This is a genomic window from Pseudomonas sp. D(2018), from assembly GCF_005502555.1.
In the GTDB taxonomy this organism is placed as follows: domain Bacteria; phylum Pseudomonadota; class Gammaproteobacteria; order Pseudomonadales; family Pseudomonadaceae; genus Metapseudomonas; species Metapseudomonas resinovorans.
Genome location: NZ_SCOK01000004.1, coordinates 172,565 through 194,190, shown reverse-complemented (window position 1 = coordinate 194,190; position 21,626 = coordinate 172,565). Strand labels below are relative to the sequence as shown.

At 62.6% G+C, this 21,626-nt stretch carries 18 protein-coding genes; 17 read left to right on the top strand and 1 reads right to left on the bottom strand.

What is annotated here, in order from left to right; all coding sequences use genetic code 11:
- Positions 1–214: 214 nt before the first annotated feature.
- The 16 genes from mraZ to lpxC all read left to right on the top strand — a co-directional run bounded on the left by mraZ (position 215) and on the right by lpxC (position 17,964).
- A complete protein-coding gene (gene mraZ, locus FFS60_RS05250) occupies positions 215–670 on the top strand; it encodes a division/cell wall cluster transcriptional repressor MraZ (protein ID WP_028628457.1) in 456 nt (151 codons plus the stop codon).
- A complete protein-coding gene (rsmH, locus tag FFS60_RS05245; RefSeq protein WP_028628456.1) occupies positions 667–1,614 on the top strand; it encodes a 16S rRNA (cytosine(1402)-N(4))-methyltransferase RsmH in 948 nt (315 codons plus the stop codon). Before mraZ ends, rsmH begins: the two co-directional genes overlap by 4 nt.
- Complete coding sequence (ftsL, locus tag FFS60_RS05240) at positions 1,611–1,904, top strand: cell division protein FtsL (protein WP_028628455.1); 294 nt, start codon at positions 1,611–1,613, stop codon at positions 1,902–1,904. Before rsmH ends, ftsL begins: the two co-directional genes overlap by 4 nt.
- Positions 1,901–3,634: a penicillin-binding transpeptidase domain-containing protein gene (locus FFS60_RS05235; RefSeq protein WP_036997353.1), complete on the top strand. Its 1,734-nt coding sequence runs from the start codon at positions 1,901–1,903 to the stop codon at positions 3,632–3,634. The genes ftsL and FFS60_RS05235 overlap by 4 nt, the downstream gene beginning before the upstream one ends.
- Complete coding sequence (murE, locus tag FFS60_RS05230; protein WP_028628453.1) at positions 3,634–5,097, top strand: UDP-N-acetylmuramoyl-L-alanyl-D-glutamate--2,6-diaminopimelate ligase; 1,464 nt, start codon at positions 3,634–3,636, stop codon at positions 5,095–5,097. Before FFS60_RS05235 ends, murE begins: the two co-directional genes overlap by 1 nt.
- Positions 5,090–6,454 carry a UDP-N-acetylmuramoyl-tripeptide--D-alanyl-D-alanine ligase gene (gene murF / locus FFS60_RS05225; RefSeq protein WP_137821330.1) on the top strand — a complete coding sequence of 455 codons (1,365 nt, stop codon included), beginning with the start codon at positions 5,090–5,092 and terminating at the stop codon, positions 6,452–6,454. Before murE ends, murF begins: the two co-directional genes overlap by 8 nt.
- 2 nt (positions 6,455–6,456) lie before the next feature.
- Positions 6,457–7,539: a phospho-N-acetylmuramoyl-pentapeptide-transferase gene (mraY, locus tag FFS60_RS05220; RefSeq protein ID WP_028628451.1), complete on the top strand. Its 1,083-nt coding sequence runs from the start codon at positions 6,457–6,459 to the stop codon at positions 7,537–7,539.
- Between the two features lie 6 nt (positions 7,540–7,545).
- On the top strand, positions 7,546–8,892 hold the full coding sequence (gene murD, locus FFS60_RS05215) for a UDP-N-acetylmuramoyl-L-alanine--D-glutamate ligase (RefSeq protein ID WP_137821329.1): 1,347 nt from the start codon (positions 7,546–7,548) through the stop codon (positions 8,890–8,892).
- A complete protein-coding gene (gene ftsW / locus FFS60_RS05210) occupies positions 8,892–10,100 on the top strand; it encodes a putative lipid II flippase FtsW (RefSeq protein ID WP_028628449.1) in 1,209 nt (402 codons plus the stop codon). The genes murD and ftsW overlap by 1 nt, the downstream gene beginning before the upstream one ends.
- Complete coding sequence (gene murG, locus FFS60_RS05205) at positions 10,097–11,167, top strand: undecaprenyldiphospho-muramoylpentapeptide beta-N-acetylglucosaminyltransferase (protein WP_028628448.1); 1,071 nt, start codon at positions 10,097–10,099, stop codon at positions 11,165–11,167. Before ftsW ends, murG begins: the two co-directional genes overlap by 4 nt.
- Entirely contained in the window at positions 11,160–12,620 is a 1,461-nt protein-coding gene (murC, locus tag FFS60_RS05200) for a UDP-N-acetylmuramate--L-alanine ligase (protein WP_137821328.1), read from the top strand. Before murG ends, murC begins: the two co-directional genes overlap by 8 nt.
- Complete coding sequence (locus tag FFS60_RS05195) at positions 12,617–13,564, top strand: D-alanine--D-alanine ligase (protein ID WP_028628446.1); 948 nt, start codon at positions 12,617–12,619, stop codon at positions 13,562–13,564. Before murC ends, FFS60_RS05195 begins: the two co-directional genes overlap by 4 nt.
- A gap of 4 nt (positions 13,565–13,568) precedes the next feature.
- Entirely contained in the window at positions 13,569–14,432 is an 864-nt protein-coding gene (locus FFS60_RS05190; protein WP_028628445.1) for a cell division protein FtsQ/DivIB, read from the top strand.
- Positions 14,433–14,454: 22 nt separating this feature from the next.
- Complete coding sequence (ftsA, locus tag FFS60_RS05185; RefSeq protein ID WP_028628444.1) at positions 14,455–15,705, top strand: cell division protein FtsA; 1,251 nt, start codon at positions 14,455–14,457, stop codon at positions 15,703–15,705.
- A gap of 47 nt (positions 15,706–15,752) precedes the next feature.
- On the top strand, positions 15,753–16,940 hold the full coding sequence (gene ftsZ / locus FFS60_RS05180) for a cell division protein FtsZ (RefSeq protein ID WP_028628443.1): 1,188 nt from the start codon (positions 15,753–15,755) through the stop codon (positions 16,938–16,940).
- 112 nt (positions 16,941–17,052) lie between these two features.
- On the top strand, positions 17,053–17,964 hold the full coding sequence (gene lpxC, locus FFS60_RS05175) for a UDP-3-O-acyl-N-acetylglucosamine deacetylase (RefSeq protein WP_028628442.1): 912 nt from the start codon (positions 17,053–17,055) through the stop codon (positions 17,962–17,964).
- Positions 17,965–18,037: 73 nt separating this feature from the next.
- Here lpxC and FFS60_RS05170 read toward each other — a convergent pair whose 3' ends face one another.
- Positions 18,038–18,499: a DUF721 domain-containing protein gene (locus tag FFS60_RS05170; protein ID WP_137821327.1), complete on the bottom strand. Its 462-nt coding sequence runs from the start codon at positions 18,497–18,499 to the stop codon at positions 18,038–18,040.
- A gap of 283 nt (positions 18,500–18,782) precedes the next feature.
- Between FFS60_RS05170 and secA the strand changes: the two genes are divergently transcribed.
- The gene (gene secA / locus FFS60_RS05165; RefSeq protein WP_028628440.1) at positions 18,783–21,524 is read left to right on the top strand and encodes a preprotein translocase subunit SecA; all 2,742 of its coding nucleotides are present in this window, start codon (positions 18,783–18,785) and stop codon (positions 21,522–21,524) included.
- Positions 21,525–21,626 lie beyond the last annotated feature (102 nt).

Sequence of the window (21,626 nt, the reverse complement as noted above, 5' to 3'; positions counted from 1 at the left end):
CCTGTAAGTGCTGGATTTTGCTCCGTCTTTGCCTCGGTATAACCATCCCAATCCCTTCCGAACCCTCGCTAAATTGCCGTCCTGTAAGGAATTTTCCGCTTTTGCGCGCCTTGACGGTGGGGCTTGCGCATTTCTATAGTGTGCGGAAGTGGAGCGAAGTGGGTAGAAGTGGGATTTACTGGCACGGAAAGCCAATCAATGGGGGAGCGCAGCCTTGTTTCGCGGAGCTAACGCCATCAGTCTCGACGCCAAAGGGCGACTCGCGATGCCAAGTCGGTATCGTGATGAGCTCGTTTCGCGTTGTGGTGGGCAGCTCATCGTGACAATCGACGCCGTCGATCCCTGTTTGACTGTCTATCCCCTGCCTGAATGGGAGCTCATCGAAGCCAAGCTGCGAGAGCTGCCTTCCCTGCGCGAGGAAACTCGCCGCCTGCAACGTCTGCTGATCGGTAATGCCGTGGACCTGGAGCTGGATAGCGCCGGGCGTTTCCTTGTTCCGCCGCGCCTGCGTGAGCACGCCAGTCTGGACAAGCGGGCCATGCTGGTCGGCCAACTGAACAAATTTCAACTGTGGGATGAAGATGCCTGGAACGCGATTTCCGAGGCGGATCTCATGGCAATCAAACAACCTGGCGGTCTGCCGGATGAACTACGTGACCTAATCCTGTGAGCGCAACCAGCAGCTTCCGTCATATCACCGTACTGCTCGAAGAGGCAGTGGAAGGACTCGCCTTGCGCGCAGACGGCTGCTACCTGGATGGCACCTTCGGGCGAGGTGGGCATAGTCGGCTCATTCTGGAGCGGCTCGGGCCCGGCGGGCGCTTGTTGGGGTTCGACAAAGACCCGCAAGCGATTGCAGCGGGGCAAGCTCTGGCGGCCGATGACGGCCGCTTTGTCATTGTGCAAAGGAGCTTTGCCGAGCTGGGTGATGAGGTGCAGGCGCGCGCCTTGGGCGGCAAGGTGGACGGCGTTCTGCTCGACCTTGGCGTGTCATCCCCGCAACTGGACGATCCGGAGCGTGGCTTCAGTTTCCTAAATGATGGTCCGCTGGATATGCGCATGAACCCCGGCCGCGGCCAGAGTGCCGCGCAGTGGATTGCCAGCGCTGGCGAGGACGAAATCGCCCGCGTCTTCAAGGACTACGGAGAAGAGCGCTTCGCCAAGCGAATGGCCCGTGCCGTGGTGCAGCGTCGTGCTGAGAAACCATTCGAGCGCACCGCCGATCTGGCTGCTGTGTTGACCGCGGCCAATCCCGCCTGGGAGAAGGGCAAGAATCCTGCTACCCGCGCGTTTCAAGGCATTCGCATTCATGTCAACAATGAGCTCGGCGACCTGGAGCAGGGGCTGGATGCTGCGCTCGAGTCCCTTGCTGTCGGTGGTCGTTTGGTGGTGATCAGCTTCCACTCGCTGGAAGATCGCATCGTCAAGCTGTTCATGCGCAAACACGCCAAGGGCGAAGCCGACAAGCTGCCCCGTGACCTGCCGGTTCGCCAGGCTGTCTTCGAGCCGCGCTTGAAGCTGCTGGGCAAGCCGCAGTACGCGTCGGACGAAGAGCTCAAGGCCAACCCGCGCTCGCGTAGCGCAGTTATGCGTGTGGCGGAGAAGGTGCGATGAGCCGCATCTACGCCAAGCCATTGCCTGGCGGCAGCCTGCTGATGTTGCTGCTGTTCGCGGGCGTCCTGCTGTCCGCCATCGCGGTGTCGTACAGCGCCCACTGGAACCGCAAGCTACTCAACGAGCTCTATTCGGAGCTCAGTGTGCGCGACAAGGCACAGGCCGAATGGGGGCGCCTGGTTCTCGAGCAGAGCACTTGGACTGCACACAACCGCATCGAGTCCCTGGCCAGCGAACAGCTGAAGATGCGAATCCCCGATCCGACTGAAGTGCGGATGGTGGCGCCATGATGAAACTCGAAGGCGCGCTCTATCCGTGGCGCTTCCGGGTCGTCCTGGGTTTGCTCGCCATCATGATCGGTGCCATCTCCTGGCGTATCGTTGACCTGCACGTGATTGACCATGACTTCCTCAAGGCGCATGGCGATGCACGCAGCGTGCGGCATATCCCGATTCCCGCTCACCGCGGCCTGATCACCGATCGCAATGGTGAGCCCCTGGCGGTTAGTACGCCGGTTACTACCCTCTGGACCAATCCCAAGGACTTGATGGCGCTGCGCGGCGAGTGGCCGAAGATCGCCCAGGCGCTGGGGCAGGATCCGAAGGCCTTTGCCCAGCGCATCGAGCAGAACGCCACCCGCGAGTTCATGTACCTGGTGCGTGGTCTTACACCGGAGCAGGGACAGGCCATCATCGCCAACAAGCTGCCGGGGGTTTACGGCATCGAAGAATTTCGCCGCTTCTATCCGGCGGGCGAAGTCACCGCTCATGTAGTGGGCTTTACGGATGTCGATGACCGCGGTCGTGAAGGTGTCGAGCTGTCTTTCGAAGAGTGGTTGGCTGGTGTGCCAGGCAAGCGCCAGGTACTCAAGGACCGCCGTGGTCGTCTGATCAAGGACGTTCAGGTTGCCCGCAACGCCAAGCCTGGCAAGACCCTGGCCCTGTCCATTGACCTGCGCCTGCAATACCTGGCCCACAGGGAGCTGCGCAACGCCCTGGTTGAAAATGGTGCCAAGGCGGGCAGTCTCGTGATTGTCGATGTGAAGACTGGCGAGGTGCTGGCAATGGCCAACCAGCCCACCTACAACCCGAACAACCGTCGTAACCTGCAACCGGCGGCCATGCGCAACCGCGCCATGATCGACGTGTTCGAGCCGGGCTCGACTGTAAAACCGATCTCCATGTCTGCGGCCCTGCAGACCGGCCGCTGGAAGCCTGAGGACAAGGTCGAGGTCTACCCCGGCTCCCTGCAGATAGGCCGCTACACCATCAAGGACGTATCCAGGAGCGAAGGTCCGATCCTCGACCTGACCGGTATCCTGATCAACTCCAGTAACGTCGGCATGAGCAAGATCGCCTTCGATATCGGCGGCGAGACTATCTACGACACCATGCGCAAGCTCGGCCTGGGCCAGGATACCGGCCTTGGCTTCCCGGGTGAGCGCGTGGGCAATCTGCCCAACCACCGCGAATGGCGCAAGGCGGAAACCGCGACCCTGTCCTATGGCTATGGCCTGTCGACCACCGCGATCCAACTGGTCCACGCCTACGCCACCTTGGCCAATAACGGCCAGGCGGTACCGCTGTCGATGACTCGGGTGGACAATGTCCCCGATGGCGTCCAGGTCATTCCTGAAGATGTCGCCAGGACCATGCAGGTCATGCTGCAGCAGGTGGTCGAGGCGCCGCGCGGCGTATTCCGCGCCAAGGTGCCGGGCTACCACGTGTCCGGCAAGAGTGGCACGGCACGTAAAGCCAGCGTAGGAACCAAGGGCTACACCCAGAACGCCTATCGCTCGCTATTCGCGGGCTTCGGTCCTTCCACAAATCCGCGCATTGCGATGGTGGTGGTAATCGACGAGCCCAGCAAGGCGGGCTATTTCGGCGGCCTGGTTTCGGCCCCGGTATTTGGCAAGGTCATGGCCGGCGCCCTGCGGCTGATGAACGTCGCGCCAGACAACCTGCCCACCGAGGAACAACAAACCGCAAACGCGGTTACCGGCAAAGGAGGGCGGATCTGATGCCCATGCCACTGAACCAACTACTGCTCCAAGCACAATGCGCCACCTTGATTCGCGAACTGACCCTGGATAGCCGAAAAGTGCGTCCGGGCGATCTGTTTCTGGCTGTGCCCGGCGCACAGCACGACGGTCGTGCCCATATCGCCGACGCCGTGGCGCGCGGTGCGGTCGCCGTGGCCTATGAAACTGCTGGTGCCGAGGTGCCTGAGGTTGTCGGCGCGGAACTGATTCCGATCAAAGGCCTGGCTAACCAGCTGTCGGCCATTGCCGGCCGCTTCTATGGCGAGCCGAGCCGTGCCCTGCGCCTCGTTGGCGTCACCGGCACCAATGGCAAGACCAGTGTCAGCCAACTGCTGGCCCAGGCCCTTGACCAATTGGGCGAGCGTTGCGGCATTGTCGGCACCTTGGGTACCGGATTCTACGGCGAGCTGGAAAGCGGCCGTCATACCACACCCGACCCGCTGGCCGTGCAAGCTACGTTGGCCAACCTGAAGCAGGCCGGTGCCCGAGCCGTGGCGATGGAAGTTTCTTCCCATGGTCTGGAGCAGGGCCGGGTTGCCGCCCTGGATTTCGACGTAGCGGTGTTCACTAACCTGTCCCGTGATCATCTGGACTACCACGGTTCCATGGAGGCCTATGCGGCCGCCAAAGCCAGGCTGTTCAGTTGGCCTAACCTGCGTGCGCGGGTAGTCAACCTGGATGACGAGTTTGGTCGCCAACTGGCTAACGAGCAGCACGAGTCGCGCTTGTTCAGCTACAGCCTGGAAGATTCCAGTGCCTTCCTTTATTGCCGCGAAGCCCGTTTCGACGATCACGGTGTAAGCGCCCACGTAGTTACCCACCAGGGCGAAGGCCTTCTGCGCAGCCCGCTGCTGGGCCGTTTCAACCTCAGCAACCTGCTTGCCGTGGTTGGCGCGCTGCTGGCCATGGATTACCCGCTGGCCGACGTACTGCATGTGCTGCCGTCGCTGCAAGGCCCGATTGGCCGTATGCAGCGCCTGGGGGGAGGCGAGAAACCCCTGGTGGTAGTGGATTACGCCCACACGCCGGATGCGCTGGAAAAAGTTCTCCAAGCCCTGCGCCCTCACGTCCAGGGTCACCTGCTCTGCCTGTTCGGCTGTGGCGGTGATCGGGATCGCGGCAAGCGCCCACTGATGGCGGCTGTCGCCGCGCGCCTCGCCGACCGGGTGCTGGTGACCGATGACAATCCGCGCACCGAAGACCCCGCGCAGATATTCGGTGACATCCGTCCAGGCTTTGCCGACGCCGACAATGTTGAGTTTGTCGCCGGCCGCGGTATGGCGATTGCCCAGCTGATCGCCTCCGCCAATGTTGACGATGTGGTGCTGTTGGCAGGCAAGGGGCATGAGGATTACCAGGAGATCGCCGGCGTGCGTCATCCCTTCTCCGACCTGGACGAAGCTGCCAAGGCGCTGGATGCCTGGGAGGTGCCGCATGCTTAAGCCCTTCCAGTTGTCTGAACTGCTCGCGCCGCTCCAGGGAGAGCTGGTGGGGGCCGACGTCGCCTTTACCGGCGTCTCCAGCGACAGCCGCAAGATTGAAGCCGGACAACTATTCGTTGCCTTGGTCGGCCCGCGTTTCGATGGGCACGACTACATTTCGGACGTCGCTGCGAAAGGTGCCGTCGCTGCGCTGGTACAGCGCAAGGTGGCTGACGCTCCAATTCCGCAACTGCTGGTGGCCGACACCCGCGAAGGTCTCGGCCGTCTGGGGGCCTACAACCGCGATGGCTTCACCGGCCGTGTTGCCGCGGTCACCGGTTCCAGTGGCAAGACCACGGTCAAGGAAATGCTCGCCAGCATCCTGCGGACCCAGGGTTCCGTGCTGGCTACCCGCGGCAACTTGAACAACGATCTCGGCGTGCCCCTGACATTGTTGGAACTGGGCGCCGGACACGACAGCGCCGTCATCGAACTCGGAGCCTCCCGTGTCGGCGAGATTCTCTACACGGTACGCCTGACCCGTCCCCAAGTAGCGATCCTGAACAACGCCGGCACTGCCCATGTGGGTGAATTCGGCGGGCCCGAGAAAATCGTAGAGGCCAAGGGTGAAATCCTCGAAGGGCTGTCGTCTGACGGTATCGCTGTTCTGAATCGTGACGACCGCGCATTCGACATCTGGCACACACGTGCTGCCGGTCGGAAAGTCATCAGTTTCGGTCTGGATGATTCGCGCGCCGACGTGCGCGCTGAGAACCTGGCTCGGGATGCCCGCGGATGCATGGCCTTCAGCCTTCGTGGCATGGTCGGCGAAGCGGACATCCAGCTCAACCTGTTGGGGGCGCACAACGTCGCCAATGCTCTGGCCGCTGCCGCAGCCGCCCATGCCTTGGGCGTGCCATTGGTCGGGATCAAGGCGGGCCTGGAAAACCTGCAGCCTGTCAAAGGCCGCGCCGTAGCGCAGCTCGCCACCAGCGGCATGCGCGTAATCGACGACAGCTACAACGCCAACCCCGCGTCGATGCTCGCCGCCGTTGATATACTCGCCGGCTTTTCCGGTCGCACCGTCCTGGTGCTCGGAGATATGGGCGAGCTCGGCGAATGGGCCGAACAGGGCCACCGTGACGTAGGCGAATACGCGCGCGGCAAGGTTAGCGCCTTGTACGCCGTCGGTCCGCTGATGGCACATGCGGTTACTGCCTTCGGCACCCAAGGGCGTCATTTCGCCGACCAGGCCAGCCTGATCCAGGCGCTGGTCAGCGAGCAGGACTCAAACACCACAATTCTGATCAAAGGCTCCCGCAGCGCAGCGATGGACAAAGTCGTCGCGGCGCTTTGCGGGACGGGGGAGGCTCACTAATCATGCTGCTGCTGCTCGCTGAGTACCTGCAACAGTTTCATAAAGGGTTCGGCGTATTCCAGTACCTGACTCTGCGCGGGATTCTCGGCGTCCTGACAGCCCTGTCGCTGTCGCTCTGGCTCGGTCCCTGGATGATTCGTACCCTGCAGATTCGCCAGATCGGCCAGGCTGTGCGTAACGACGGCCCGCAATCGCATCTGTCGAAATCCGGCACGCCGACCATGGGGGGCGCGCTGATTCTGACCGCCATTGGCATCAGCACCCTGCTCTGGGCCGACCTGTCCAACCGCTATGTATGGGTGGTGCTAGCCGTGACCTTGGCCTTCGGCGCCATCGGTTGGGTAGACGACTACCGCAAGGTGATCGAGAAGAACTCCCGTGGCCTGCCGAGCCGCTGGAAGTATTTCTGGCAGTCCGTATTTGGTATCGCCGCCGCGATCTTCCTCTATATGACCGCCAGCACTCCGGCCGAGACCACCCTGATCCTGCCGCTGGTGAAGAACATCGAGATCCCGCTGGGCATCGGTTTCGTGGTGTTGACGTACTTCGTGATCGTCGGCTCCAGCAATGCGGTGAACCTGACCGACGGACTCGATGGGCTCGCCATCATGCCGACCGTCATGGTCGGCGGCGCACTGGGGATCTTCTGCTACCTGTCGGGGAACATCAAATTCGCGGAATACCTGCTCATCCCGTACGTACCGGGTGCGGGAGAACTGATCGTGTTCTGTGCCGCCCTGGTGGGTGCCGGCCTCGGCTTCCTCTGGTTCAACACCTACCCGGCCCAGGTCTTCATGGGTGACGTAGGTGCCCTGGCTCTGGGGGCGGCCCTGGGCACTATCGCCGTGATCGTGCGCCAGGAAGTGGTGCTGTTCATCATGGGCGGCGTGTTCGTCATGGAAACCCTGTCGGTGATGATCCAGGTCGCGTCGTTCAAGCTGACCGGTCGTCGCGTTTTCCGCATGGCTCCTATTCATCACCACTTCGAACTGAAAGGCTGGCCCGAACCCCGGGTCATCGTACGGTTCTGGATCATCACTGTGATCCTGGTGCTGATCGGTCTAGCCACCCTGAAATTGAGGTAACCGAGAGTGACGCTGATCGCTTCCGACCAGTTCCGCATCGTTGTCGGCCTCGGCAAGAGCGGCATGTCCCTGGTGCGCTTCCTGGCGCGCCAGGGCGTTCCGTTTGCCGTGGCCGATACGCGTGCGAACCCGCCGGAACTTGCGACGCTCCAGAGTCAGTTCCCGCAGGTGGAAGTGCGTTGTGGCGAGCTTGATCCGGACTTCCTCGGTCGCGCCAGCGAGCTCTATGTGAGCCCGGGCCTGGCGCTGGCCACGCCGGCATTGCAGGAAGCCGCCCGACGCGGCACCAAGCTGTCCGGCGATATTGAGCTGTTCACCCGACATGCCAAGGCGCCGATCGTTGCCATCACCGGCTCCAACGCCAAGAGCACCGTCACCACGCTGGTGGGCGACATGGCCAAGGCTGCCGGCAAGCGCGTCGCCGTAGGCGGCAACCTCGGCACGCCGGCACTGGATTTGCTGGCCGACGACATCGAACTCTATGTACTGGAACTGTCGAGCTTCCAGCTGGAAACCACCGATCGGCTGAACGCTGAGGTGGCAACGGTGCTCAACGTCAGTGAAGACCACATGGACCGCTACGCGGACATGCAGGCCTATCACCTGGCCAAACACCGCGTCTTTCGTGGCGCACGTCAGGTTGTGGTCAACCGTGGCGATGCGCTGTCTCGCCCACTGGTGGCGGACCAGGTGCCTTGCTGGACCTTCGGCCTCAACAAGCCTGACTTCAAATCCTTCGGCCTTGTCGAAGAACAGGGCGAGAAGTACCTGGCCTACCAATTCGACAAGCTGATGTCGGTGCGCGAGCTGAAAGTCCGCGGCGCCCACAATCAGTCCAATGCCCTGGCTGCCCTGGCCTTGGGACATGCCGTGGGCCTCCCGTTCGAACCCATGCTGGACACCCTGCGGACCTTCGCCGGTCTGGCCCATCGTTGCCAGTGGGTACGTGAGCTGCACGGCGTTTCCTACTACGACGACTCCAAAGCCACCAACGTCGGGGCGGCCCTGGCGGCGATCGAAGGCCTGGGAGCCGACATCGACGGCAAACTGGTGCTGATTGCCGGTGGAGATGGCAAGGGCGCCGATTTCTCCGGACTGAAGACGCCGGTGACACGTTTCTGCCGCGCCGTCGTGCTGCTGGGGCGCGATGCCGAGTTGATTGCCGAGGCTCTGGGGGACGCAGTTCCTCTGGTGCGGGTCAGAACCCTGGACGATGCCGTGCAGCGTTGCGCCGAGCTGGCCGAAGCCGGCGATGCCGTGCTGCTCTCGCCGGCGTGCGCCAGCCTGGACATGTTCAAGAACTTCGAAGAACGCGGTCGTCTGTTCGCGCAAGCCGTGGAGGGGCTCTCCTGATGCTGGCCCGTCTGCTCGCCGCCCCCTCGCCGCTGCGCAGCCGCCGCGGCATCGACATCGACTTCCCGCTGCTCGCTGGTTGCCTGTCGCTACTCGGCCTGGGCCTGGTGATGATCACCTCGGCTTCGTCGGAGGTCGCGGCGGCCTCGTCTGGCAACCCGCTGTACCACATGATCCGTCATCTGGTTTACCTGACGATTGGCCTCGGTGCGGGCTTGGTCACCCTGCAGATACCCATGGCCTTCTGGCAGCGTCATGGCGCCCGGCTGATGCTGGCCGCCATCGTTCTGCTGATCCTGGTGCTGCTGCCTGGCATCGGTCGCGAGGTCAACGGCGCTAAGCGCTGGATCGGCTTCGGTCTGTTCAACCTGCAGCCGTCTGAGTTGGCCAAGTTGTTCACCGTGATGTTCATCGCCGGTTACCTGGTGCGTCGCCAGGATGAGGTGCGTGAAAAACTCACCGGCTTCATCAAGCCGATGCTGGTGCTGGGCCCGATTGCGGTGCTGCTGCTGGCCGAGCCGGACTTCGGTGCCACCGTGGTGCTGGTGGGCGCCTGCATCGCGATGTTGTTCCTTGGTGGCATCAACCTGGTGCGCTTCATCCCTCTGGTCGGTGCGGTACTCGCCGCCGGTGTGCTGGTAATGACCAGCCAGAGTTACCGGATGCAGCGTCTGACCAACTTCATCGACCCGTGGGCTGACCAGTACGGTGCCGGCTATCAACTCAGCCAGGCGCTGATCGCCTTTGGCCGTGGGGAATGGTTCGGCGTGGGGTTGGGTAACAGCATCCAGAAGCAGTTCTACCTGCCGGAAGCCCACACCGACTTTGTCTTCGCAGTATTGGCCGAAGAGCTGGGCATGATCGGTGCCCTGGCCACCGTCGGCCTGTTCGTCTTCGTAAGCGTCCGCGCTCTCTATATCGGTCTCTGGGCCGAGAAGGCGCGCCAGTACTTCTCCGCCTATGTCGCCTATGGCCTGGCTTTCCTCTGGATCGGCCAAGTGCTGATCAACATCGGCGTGAACGTCGGCTTGCTGCCGACCAAGGGACTGACATTGCCGTTCCTCAGCTACGGCGGCAGCTCCCTTGTGATCTGTTGCGTCAGTCTCGCCTTGCTGCTGCGTATCGAGTGGGAGCGGCGTACCCAACTGGGCAATGAGGAAGTGGAGTTCGTCGAGAGCGATTTCTTCGACGAGGAGGTGCGCCCATGAGCGGCAACGTGCTGATCATGGCCGGCGGCACCGGCGGCCACGTATTCCCGGCCCTGGCCTGCGCCCGCGAGTTTCAGGCGCGCGGCTTCAAGGTGCATTGGCTGGGCACACCGAAAGGTATCGAGAACGAATTGGTACCCCAGGCCGGTCTGCCCCTGCATCTCATTCAGGTGAGCGGTTTGCGGGGCAAGGGGTTGAAGTCGCTGCTCAAGGCACCGTTCGAGTTGCTGAAGTCGCTGTTCCAGGCACGTCGCATCGTGCGTGAACTGAAACCCATCTGCGTACTCGGTATGGGGGGCTATGTCACGGGGCCTGGTGGTCTGGCTGCTCGCCTGTCCGGTGTGCCGCTGATCATCCACGAGCAGAACGCCGTGGCGGGCACCGCCAACCGCAGCCTGGCGCCATTCGCCAGCCGCGTGTGCGAAGCCTTCCCCGAAACCTTCGGGAAAAGCGACAAACGGCGGACCACCGGTAACCCGGTGCGTGAGGAGCTGTTCCTGGAGACCCCGCGTGATGCGCTGTCAGGTCGCAAGCCGCGCCTGCTGGTGCTGGGCGGGAGCCTGGGCGCAGAACCGCTGAACAAGTTGCTGCCTGAAGCTTTGGCCAAAGTACCGGCGGACTTGCGTCCCGAGGTGTTCCACCAGGCCGGGCGCAAACATGACGAGATCACCGCGGAGCGTTATCGCGAAGCTGCGGTCGAAGCCGAGGTCGCGCCCTTCATCAAGGATATGGCTCGTGCCTATGCCTGGGCCGATCTGGTCATCTGCCGTGCGGGTGCCTTGACCGTGAGCGAACTGGCAGCCGCTGGACTGCCATCGTTCCTGGTGCCGCTGCCCCATGCGATCGACGATCACCAGTCGCGCAATGCCGATTATCTGGCGAAGGAGGGCGCGGCTGTCCTTCTTCCGCAACATTCCACTGACGCGGCCAAGCTGGCCGCTCAGCTGACCGAGGTCCTGATGCAGCCCGAGAAACTCAAGGCCATGGGCGCTACCGCCCGCCGTCTGGCCAAACCTGCCGCCACACGCACTGTGGTCGAGATCTGTCTGGAGGTGGCCAATGGTTGAGAGTCATAAAGCCATGCCACAGCCGGAGATGCGCCGCATCCGCCGTATTCATTTCGTCGGTATTGGCGGTGTGGGTATGTGCGGGATCGCTGAGGTGTTACTGAACCTCGGTTACCGGGTATCCGGTTCCGACCTCAAGACCTCGGCCGTAACCGAGCGTCTGGAGAAGTTCGGGGCGCAGATATTCATCGGTCACCGTGCCGAGAATGCCGAGCACGCTGACGTGCTGGTGGTTTCGAGCGCCGTCAACAAATCCAATCCCGAGGTTGCGGTTGCCCTGGAGCGCCGCATCCCGGTCGTGCCACGTGCCGAAATGCTCGCCGAGCTGATGCGCTACCGCCATGGCATCGCCGTCGCAGGCACCCACGGGAAAACCACCACTACCAGCCTGATCGCGTCGGTCTTCGCCGCCGGCGGCCTCGATCCGACATTCGTCATCGGTGGCCGACTGAACGCCGCGGGTACCAATGCCCAGCTTGGCACCAGCCGCTACCTCGTGGCTGAGGCCGACGAAAGCGACGCCAGCTTCCTGCATCTGCAACCGATGGTGGCAGTGGTCACCAATATCGACGCCGATCACATGAGTACCTACGAGGGGGACTTCAACAAGCTGAAGAAAACCTTCGTCGAGTTCCTCCACAACCTGCCGTTCTACGGCCTGGCCGTGCTTTGCGTAGACGACCCGGTGGTCCGCGAGATCCTGCCCCAGGTGGCACGCCCCACTGTGACCTACGGCTTCTCCGAAGACGCAGACGTACGCGCCATCAACGTGCGCCAGGAAGGCATGCGCACCTGGTTCACCGTCCTGCGCAAGGACCGCGAGCCGCTGGATGTCTCGGTGAACATGCCGGGCAACCACAACGTACTCAATTCCCTGGCCACCATTGCCATCGCTACCGACGAGGGCATCAGCGATGAAGCTATCGTCCAGGGCCTGTCCGGCTTCCAAGGGGTGGGCCGGCGCTTCCAGGTCTACGGCGAGCTGGAAGTGGAAGGCGGCAGCGTGATGCTGGTGGATGACTACGGCCACCATCCGCGCGAAGTGGCTGCGGTGGTCAAGGCCGTTCGCGGTGGCTGGCCGGAGCGTCGCCTGGTCATGGTCTACCAGCCGCACCGCTTCAGCCGTACCCGCGACCTGTACGACGATTTCGTACAGGTGCTGGGTGAAGCCAACGTGCTGCTGTTGATGGAGGTCTACCCGGCCGGCGAAGAGCCGATCCCCGGCGCCGACAGCCGTCAGCTCTGCCACAGCATCCGTCAGCGCGGCCAACTGGATCCGATCTATATCGAGCGTGGCGTTGACCTGGCGCCGCTGGTCAAGCCGCTGCTGCGTCCCGGCGACATTCTGCTCTGCCAAGGTGCCGGTGACATCGGCGCGCTGGCGCCACAACTGATTCAGAACCCGTTGTTTGGCGGTCAGCCTGCTGACGCCGCCAAGAGGAAGACGAAATGAGCGCGCAATTGAAATCCACCCTCGAACCGGCTGCGTTCGGCCGGGTTGCCGTGCTCTACGGCGGCAAGAGCGCTGAACGCGAAGTGTCGCTGAAGTCCGGCGCCATGGTGCTGCAGGCTCTGCAGGCCGCGGGTGTGGATGCTTTCGGCATCGATGTGGGGGATGACCTTCTGCAGCGCCTGCAGGCAGAGAAGATCGACCGCGCCTTCATCATCCTCCACGGCCGTGGCGGCGAAGACGGCAGCATGCAAGGTCTGCTGGAGTGCCTGGGCATTCCCTATACCGGCAGCGGCATCCTGGCGTCAGCCCTGGCGATGGACAAGCTGCGCACCAAGCAGCTGTGGGTCAGCCTCGGTCTGCCGACGCCGCGCCACGCCGTACTCGCCAGCGAGCAGGATTGCCGCCAGGCCGCCGCCGAGTTGGGCTTCCCGCTGATCGTCAAGCCCGCCCACGAAGGCTCCAGCATCGGCATGGCCAAGGTGGAGAACGTCGACGCACTCATCGAGGCCTGGCGTGATGCCGGTGCCTACGACCCGCAGGTGCTGGTGGAGCAATGGATCCATGGTCCGGAGTTCACCATCGCCTGGCTACGCGGGGAGGTGCTGCCGCCCATTCGTCTCGGTACTCCGCACACCTTCTACGACTACGACGCCAAGTACCTGGCCAGTGATACCCGCTACCAGATCCCCTGCGGCCTGGATGCGGACAAGGAAGAGGAACTGAAGCAGCTCACCGCGCGTGCCTGCGAAACCCTCGGCATCCAGGGCTGGGCCCGGGCCGATGTGATGCAGGACGCTGAAGGGCGTTTCTGGCTCCTTGAAGTCAACACCGCACCCGGCATGACTGATCACAGCCTGGTGCCCATGGCAGCGCGCGCTGCGGGTCTGGATTTCCAGCAGTTGGTGCTGGCGATTCTGACCGACAGCGTCGAGGCAAGGGGCTGATTCCATGCGAAGCGCCACTATCCGTCGTCAGGAACCCGTAATCGGTCGCGCCGTTCCGCCGCGCAAGCCGATGCCGCGTGGCGCCAGTCGGATGGTGGCGAAGGAACCGCTGACGCAGCGCCTACCCAAGCCCAGCTTCGGCTTCCTGCGGAAGCTGGCCTGGCCGGTGATGCTGGCGGTGCTCGGCTTCGGCGCCTATGAGGCGGCGCAGCGACTGCTGCCTTACGCCGACCGGCCCATCGCCAAGGTCAATGTGCAGGGCGACTTGAGCTACATCAGCCAGCAGGCGGTGCAGCAGCGAATCGCTCCGTATATCGCCGCGAGTTTCTTCAGCATCGACCTGGCGGGCATGCGCCGCGAGCTGGAACAGATGCCGTGGATTGCCCATGCCGAGGTACGTCGGGTGTGGCCGGACCAGGTGATGGTCCGCCTGGAAGAACAACTACCCATCGCCCGTTGGGGCGATGAAGCGCTTTTGAACAATCAGGGCCAGGCCTTTGCTCCGCGCGAGCTGGCCCACTATGAACAGCTGCCGCAACTCTGGGGACCGCAGCGGGCCCAGGAGCAAGTGATGCAGCAATACCAGATGCTCAGCCAGATGCTGCGTCCGCTCGGCTTTTCCATAGTCCGGCTGGAACTGCGTGAGCGCGGCAGCTGGTTCCTGTCCACCGGCCAGGGCGTCGAGCTGCTGCTGGGGCGGGATCATCTGGTGGAGAAAATGCGGCGTTTCATCTCGATCTACGAGAAAACGCTGAAGGATCAGATAGCGAACATCGAGCGCGTCGACCTGCGCTACCCCAACGGCCTTGCAGTGGCCTGGCGGACGCCGGTCGAGGCCCCAGCGGCGGCTGCGGTCGCCGTGCAGTGAATTGAGAGAGAAGGTTAGAACCATGGCAAGCGTACAGAGCGGCAAGATGATCGTCGGCCTGGACATCGGCACCTCCAAAGTGGTGGCGCTGGTGGGCGAGGTCGCAGCCGACGGCCAACTGGAAATCGTTGGCATTGGCACCCATCCGTCGCGCGGCCTGAAGAAGGGCGTGGTGGTGAACATCGAGTCCACCGTGCAGTCCATCCAGCGCGCTGTGGAAGAGGCGCAGCTGATGGCGGGTTGCCGCATCCACTCGGCGTTCGTCGGCATCGCCGGCAACCATATCCGCAGCCTGAACTCCCACGGCATCGTGGCGATTCGCGACCGGGAAGTGAGCGGCGCCGATATCGAGCGTGTGCTGGACGCCGCCCAGGCGGTGGCCATTCCTGCCGACCAGCGCGTCCTGCACACCCTGGCCCAGGACTATGTAATCGACAACCAGGAAGGCGTGCGCGAGCCGCTGGGCATGTCCGGTGTGCGCCTGGAAGCCAAGGTACATGTGGTGACCTGCGCGGTGAACGCCGCCCAGAACATCGAGAAGTGCGTGCGCCGCTGTGGCCTGGAAGTGGACGACATCATCCTCGAGCAACTGGCTTCGGCCTATTCGGTGATTACCGATGACGAGAAGGAGCTGGGTGTCTGCTTGGTGGATATCGGTGGCGGCACCACCGACATCGCCATCTTCACCGAGGGCGCCATCCGCCATACCGCGGTGATCCCGATCGCTGGCGACCAGGTGACCAACGACATCGCCATGGCCCTGCGTACGCCGACCCAGTACGCCGAAGAGATCAAGATCCGCTATGCCTGCGCCCTGGCCAAGCTGGCGGGTGCTGGAGAAACCATCAAGGTGCCCAGCGTCGGCGACCGTCCGCCGCGCGAACTGTCGCGCCAGGCCCTGGCTGAGGTGGTCGAGCCCCGTTACGACGAACTCTTCACCCTGATCCAGGCCGAGCTGCGCCGCAGTGGCTACGAAGACTTGATCCCAGCCGGCATCGTCCTGACCGGTGGCACCGCCAAGATGGAAGGCGCGGTCGAGCTGGCCGAAGAGATTTTCCACATGCCGGTGCGCCTGGGCGTGCCGCATAGCGTCAAGGGGCTCGCCGATGTCGTGCGCAACCCCATCTATTCCACGGGCGTGGGCCTGCTGATGTACGGGTTGCAGAAGCAGTCCGACGGCATGCCTGCTTCCACAGGCAGCTTCGGCTACTCCGAAGACGCCAAGGCTCCTGTACTGGAACGGCTCAAACGCTGGGTTCAGGGCAATTTTTAACCGCGGTACGCAGTAGGCGAAAAACTAAAAAAGGAAGGAGAGGGGATATGTTCGAACTCGTAGATAATGTTCCGCAAACAGCGGTCATCAAGGTAATAGGTGTCGGTGGTGGCGGTGGCAACGCCGTGAACCACATGGCCAAGAGCAACATTGAAGGCGTCGAGTTCATCTGCGCCAACACCGATGCCCAGGCGCTGAAGAACATCGGAGCACGCACCGTTCTGCAGCTCGGCCCAGGTGTCACCAAGGGCCTGGGCGCCGGTGCCAATCCGGAAGTCGGTCGTCAGGCTGCCATCGAAGATCGTGAGCGCATCGCCGAAGTACTGCAGGGCGCCGACATGGTCTTCATCACCACCGGCATGGGCGGTGGCACCGGTACCGGTGCGGCGCCGATCATCGCTGAAGTGGCCAAGGAAATGGGCATCCTCACCGTTGCGGTGGTGACCCGTCCGTTCCCGTTCGAAGGCCGCAAGCGCATGCAGATCGCCGACGAGGGCATCCGTTCGTTGGCTGAAAGCGTCGACTCCCTGATCACCATCCCCAACGAGAAGTTGCTGACCATTCTCGGCAAGGACGCCAGCCTGCTGTCCGCCTTTGCCAAGGCTGACGACGTGCTCGCCGGCGCGGTACGCGGCATCTCCGACATCATCAAGCGTCCCGGCATGATCAACGTCGACTTCGCCGACGTTAAGACCGTGATGGGCGAAATGGGTATGGCGATGATGGGCACCGGCTGCGCCAGCGGTCCGAATCGCGCTCGCGAAGCCACTGAAGCGGCCATCCGCAACCCGCTGCTCGACGACGTGAACCTGCAGGGCGCCCGCGGCATCCTGGTGAACATCACCGCAGGTCCGGACCTGTCCCTGGGCGAGTACTCCGACGTGGGTAACATCATCGAGCAGTTCGCTTCCGAGCACGCCACCGTCAAGGTGGGCACCGTGATCGATCCGGACATGCGCGACGAACTGCACGTAACGGTAGTGGCCACTGGCCTGGGTGCGCGTATCGAGAAACCGGTCAAGGTAGTCGACAACACCGTGCAGGCAGCCACTGTGGCCACCGCCACTGTAGCCACTCGTCCGGAGCAGCCGTCTGTCAATTATCGCGACCTGGATCGCCCGACCGTGATGCGCAATCAGGCTCACGCCGGCGCGGCCACCGCGGCCAAGCTCAACACTCAGGATGACCTGGATTACCTGGACATCCCGGCGTTCCTGCGTCGCCAGGCTGATTGATGATTTGTATCAGGAGCATTAGGGTGATTGGTGTTCAGCAAAGGGCGGTTCTGCTATTATCGCCGCCCATTGTTGAAAACAGTTCGCAACTTGCGCACAAGCGGCCAATGCCATGATCAGACAACGCACTCTCAAGAACATTATCCGTGCCACTGGCGTGGGGCTGCATTCCGGGGAAAAGGTCTACCTGACCCTCAAGCCTGCGCCAGTCGACACCGGTATAGTGTTTCGCCGTACCGACCTCGACCCCGTAGTGGATATCCCTGCACGCGCCGAGAATGTCGGTGAGACCACCATGTCGACCACACTGATCAACGGTGAGGTCAAGGTGGACACCGTGGAGCACCTGCTTTCGGCCATGGCGGGCCTGGGCATCGACAACGCCTACGTCGAACTCTCCGCGTCGGAAGTGCCGATCATGGACGGCAGCGCTGGTCCCTTCGTATTCCTGATTCAATCCGCCGGCCTGCAGGAGCAGGACGCGCCGAAGAAGTTCATCCGCATCCTGCGCGAAGTGACTGTGGAGGAGGGCGACAAGCGCGCCACCTTCGTGCCCTTCGACGGTTTCAAAGTGAGCTTCGAGATCGATTTCGATCACCCGGTATTCCGCAATCGTACCCAGAGTGCGAGCGTGGATTTTTCCAGCACCTCGTTCGTCAAGGAGGTCAGCCGCGCGCGGACCTTCGGCTTCATGCGCGACATCGAGTTCCTGCGTTCTCAGAACCTGGCACTCGGCGGCAGCGTGGAGAACGCCATCGTGGTTGATGAGAACCAGGTGCTCAACGAAGACGGCCTGCGTTACGAGGACGAGTTCGTCAAGCACAAGATTCTCGATGCGATCGGTGACCTCTATCTGCTCGGCAACAGCCTGATCGGCGAATTCCGTGGCTTCAAGTCGGGCCACGCGCTGAACAACCGTTTGCTGCGCCAGCTCATCGAGCAGAAGGATGCCTGGGAAGTGGTGACCTTCGAGGATGCCAGGACTGCACCTATCTCCTACATGCGACCGGTAGCAGCCGTTTAAGCAATACCCTCTTTCCTGACTTCAAAGGCCACCCTCGGGTGGCCTTTTTTTATGTTCGCGCTTCGCTCATTGCTCAGTCTTGCGTTTGTGGTTTGCCGTGGCGCGCCAGGCGCTCCAGTGCTTCCCGAAGTCGGGGATCACTGACAGTGTCCGCCGTGGCTTGCAGGCTTTCCGCCGCTGTGGAAGACAGACGGCCCTCTGTCACTGGCGGACTGTGCGGGGTGTAGCTCGGCTGGACCTTGAAGACGATCCGCTCCAGTCCGGCGAACGCGTCGAATCCCTTGAGCTGCCGCAGCAGACGGGCCTGCTGATAGCGCAACCTTGTGGCCCAATGGCCATCGGTGACGACCAGCAGCAGCCGACCCTCGCGCCACGAGGCAACATGGCAGTGTTCGCGGGCGGCGGGTTGCAGCTGGCTGGCGAGAAGCTGTTGCAGCTGGTCGATACGCTGCGCCTCATTGAACAGCGCCTTCAATGGCTTCTCCTCGCGCAGAAGCGCGGCGGGGGAGCGGGCGGGCAAAGGACGAAACGCCATGGTGAGTGCTTGAATGAGGGCAGGGCAGCCCATATTAACAGAGGGTACCCGTCGCCACGGTGCGCGCGCGTCATTCGATTGCTCGGACGGTCGATTTGCTGGCGTGTTCGTTGCGAGGCGCCATGGCCGGGGGCTGTGGACGCCGTCCTACGGAGACCGGGAAGTGCTCCCGCTTTCCTCGACAAGGAATCCGGGTAGAATGCCCCCTTCGCAAGCAGCCATGGCGGCTGCGCGGGCGACTCCAGGCCGCCCTCCATCCTAATGTGTGGAAGAACCTCTCTATATGTTTGCGCCCTTGTTGAAGAAACTCTTTGGAAGCAAGAACGAACGCGAAGTGAAGCGCATGGCCAGGGCAGTGCAGGCTATCAACGCGTTCGAAGAGCAGATGGTGGCACTGTCCGATGAGCAGCTGCGTGCCAAGACCGAAGAGTTCAAGGCGCGCCTGGGTAAAGGCGAAAACCTCGACCAGTTGCTGCCCGAGGCCTTCGCCGTGGCGCGTGAGGCCGGCAAGCGCGTCATGGGCATGCGCCACTTCGACGTCCAGCTGATCGGCGGCATGACCCTCCACGAGGGCAAGATCGCCGAGATGCGTACCGGTGAGGGCAAGACCCTGGTGGGTACCTTGGCGGTCTACCTCAACGCGCTGTCCGGCAAGGGCGTGCATGTGGTTACCGTGAACGACTACCTGGCCCGTCGCGACGCCAACTGGATGCGTCCCCTGTATGAATTCCTCGGCCTGTCCGTCGGCATCGTCACGCCCTTCCAGCCGCCGGAGGAAAAGCGTGCCGCCTACGCTGCCGACATCACCTATGGCACCAACAACGAGTTCGGTTTCGACTACCTGCGCGACAACATGGCGTTCAGCCTGGACGACAAGTTCCAGCGCGAACTGAACTTTTCCGTGATCGACGAAGTGGACTCCATCCTCATCGACGAAGCGCGCACCCCGCTGATCATCTCCGGCCAGGCCGAAGACAGCTCCAAGCTCTACATCCAGATCAACAAGCTGATCCCGCGACTCAAGCAGCACATCGAAGAGGTGGAAGGCCAGGTCACTCAGGAAGGCCACTACTCGGTCGATGAGAAAACCCGCCAGGTCGAGCTCAATGAGATGGGCCACCAGTTCATCGAGGAAATGCTCACCGAGGCCGGCCTGCTGGCTGAGGGCGAGAGCCTCTACTCGGCGCACAACCTCAGCTTGCTGACCCATGTTTATGCTGCGTTGCGTGCCCACACGCTGTTCCACCGCAACGTCGAATACATCGTGCAGAACGAACAGGTGCTGCTGATCGATGAGCACACCGGCCGTACCATGCCGGGCCGTCGCCTCTCCGAAGGCCTGCACCAGGCCATCGAGGCGAAGGAAAACCTGCCGATCCAGGCGGAGAGCCAGACCCTGGCTTCCACCACCTTCCAGAACTATTTCCGCCTCTACAAGAAGCTGTCCGGCATGACCGGTACCGCCGACACCGAAGCCTTCGAGTTCCGCCAGATCTACGGCCTGGATGTGGTGGTAATTCCCACCCACCGTCCCGTTGCTCGTAAGGACTTCAACGACCTGGTCTATCTGACCCAGGAAGAGAAGTTCTCCGCCATCATCACCGACATCAAGGAATGCCAGGCCAATGGCCGCCCGGTGTTGGTGGGTACCGCATCGATCGAGAGCTCGGAGTATGTCTCCCAGCTGTTGACCCAGGCTGGTATCGACCACAAGGTGCTCAACGCCAAGTACCACGAGAAAGAAGCTGAGATCATTGCTCAGGCTGGACGTCCAGGCGCCGTGACCATTGCCACCAACATGGCCGGCCGTGGTACCGACATCCTCCTCGGCGGCAACTGGGAAGCCGAAGTGGCCGTTCTGGACGCTCCGACGGACGAGCAGGTTGCACAGATCAAGGCCGAATGGCAGAAGCGCCACCAGCAAGTGATCGAGTCCGGTGGCCTGCACGTTGTCGCTTCCGAGCGTCACGAATCCCGCCGGATCGATAACCAGTTGCGTGGTCGTGCCGGTCGCCAGGGTGACCCGGGTTCCAGCCGCTTCTATCTGTCGCTGGAAGACAACCTGATGCGCATCTTCGCCTCTGACCGGGTGAAGAACTTCATGAAGGCGCTGGGCATGCAATCGGGCGAGGCCATCGAGCACCGCATGGTGACCAACGCCATCGAGAAGGCCCAGCGCAAGGTAGAAGGCCGCAACTTCGATATTCGTAAACAGCTTCTCGAATACGACGACGTGGCCAACGAGCAGCGCAAGGTGATTTACCACATGCGCAACACGCTGCTGGCCTCCGATGACATCGGCGACACCATCGCCGAGTTCCGCGAAGAAGTACTGAGCAGCACCGTCGATGCCCATATCCCGCCGCAGTCCATGCCGGAGCAGTGGGACATCGCTGGCCTGGAAGCTGCGCTGTACAGTGATTTTGGCCTGAAGTTGCCGATCCAGCAGTGGCTGGATGAAGACGACAAACTGTACGAAGAGACCCTTCGCGAGAAGCTCATGGCGGAGCTCCTGGCTGCCTACAAGGAGAAGGAAGACCTCGCGGGTGCCGAAGCGCTGCGTGCTTTCGAGAAACAGATGCTGTTGCGTGTGCTGGACGACCTGTGGAAGGACCACCTGTCCACCATGGATCACCTGCGCCACGGTATCCACCTGCGTGGCTATGCCCAGAAGAACCCGAAGCAGGAGTACAAGCGCGAGTCCTTCACGCTGTTCCGGGACTTGCTGGACTCCATCAAGCGCGACACCATCCGTGTCCTCTCCCATGTCCAGGTGCGTCGCGAGGACCCGGCCGAAGAAGAGGCGCGCCTGCGCCGCGAGGCCGAGGAAATGGCCCGCCGCATGCAGTTCCAGCATGCCGCTGCGCCCAGTCTGGAGGAGCCCGAGATGGCCGAGGAGCAAGGTGACGTCGCCGTCGCTGCCGCGGTCGCTCCGGTACGGGCTGAACAAAAGGTAGGCCGTAATGAGCCTTGCCCTTGCGGCTCCGGCAAGAAGTACAAGCACTGCCACGGTCAGATCAGCTAAGGCCTTGCCGTAGTAGTTCCCACGCCGCGACCGGCTCTGCCGCTCGCGGCGTTTTTCCTGATATCCCTGGCCGCCTGCGCCAACCGCAGCCGGTCGCCTGCT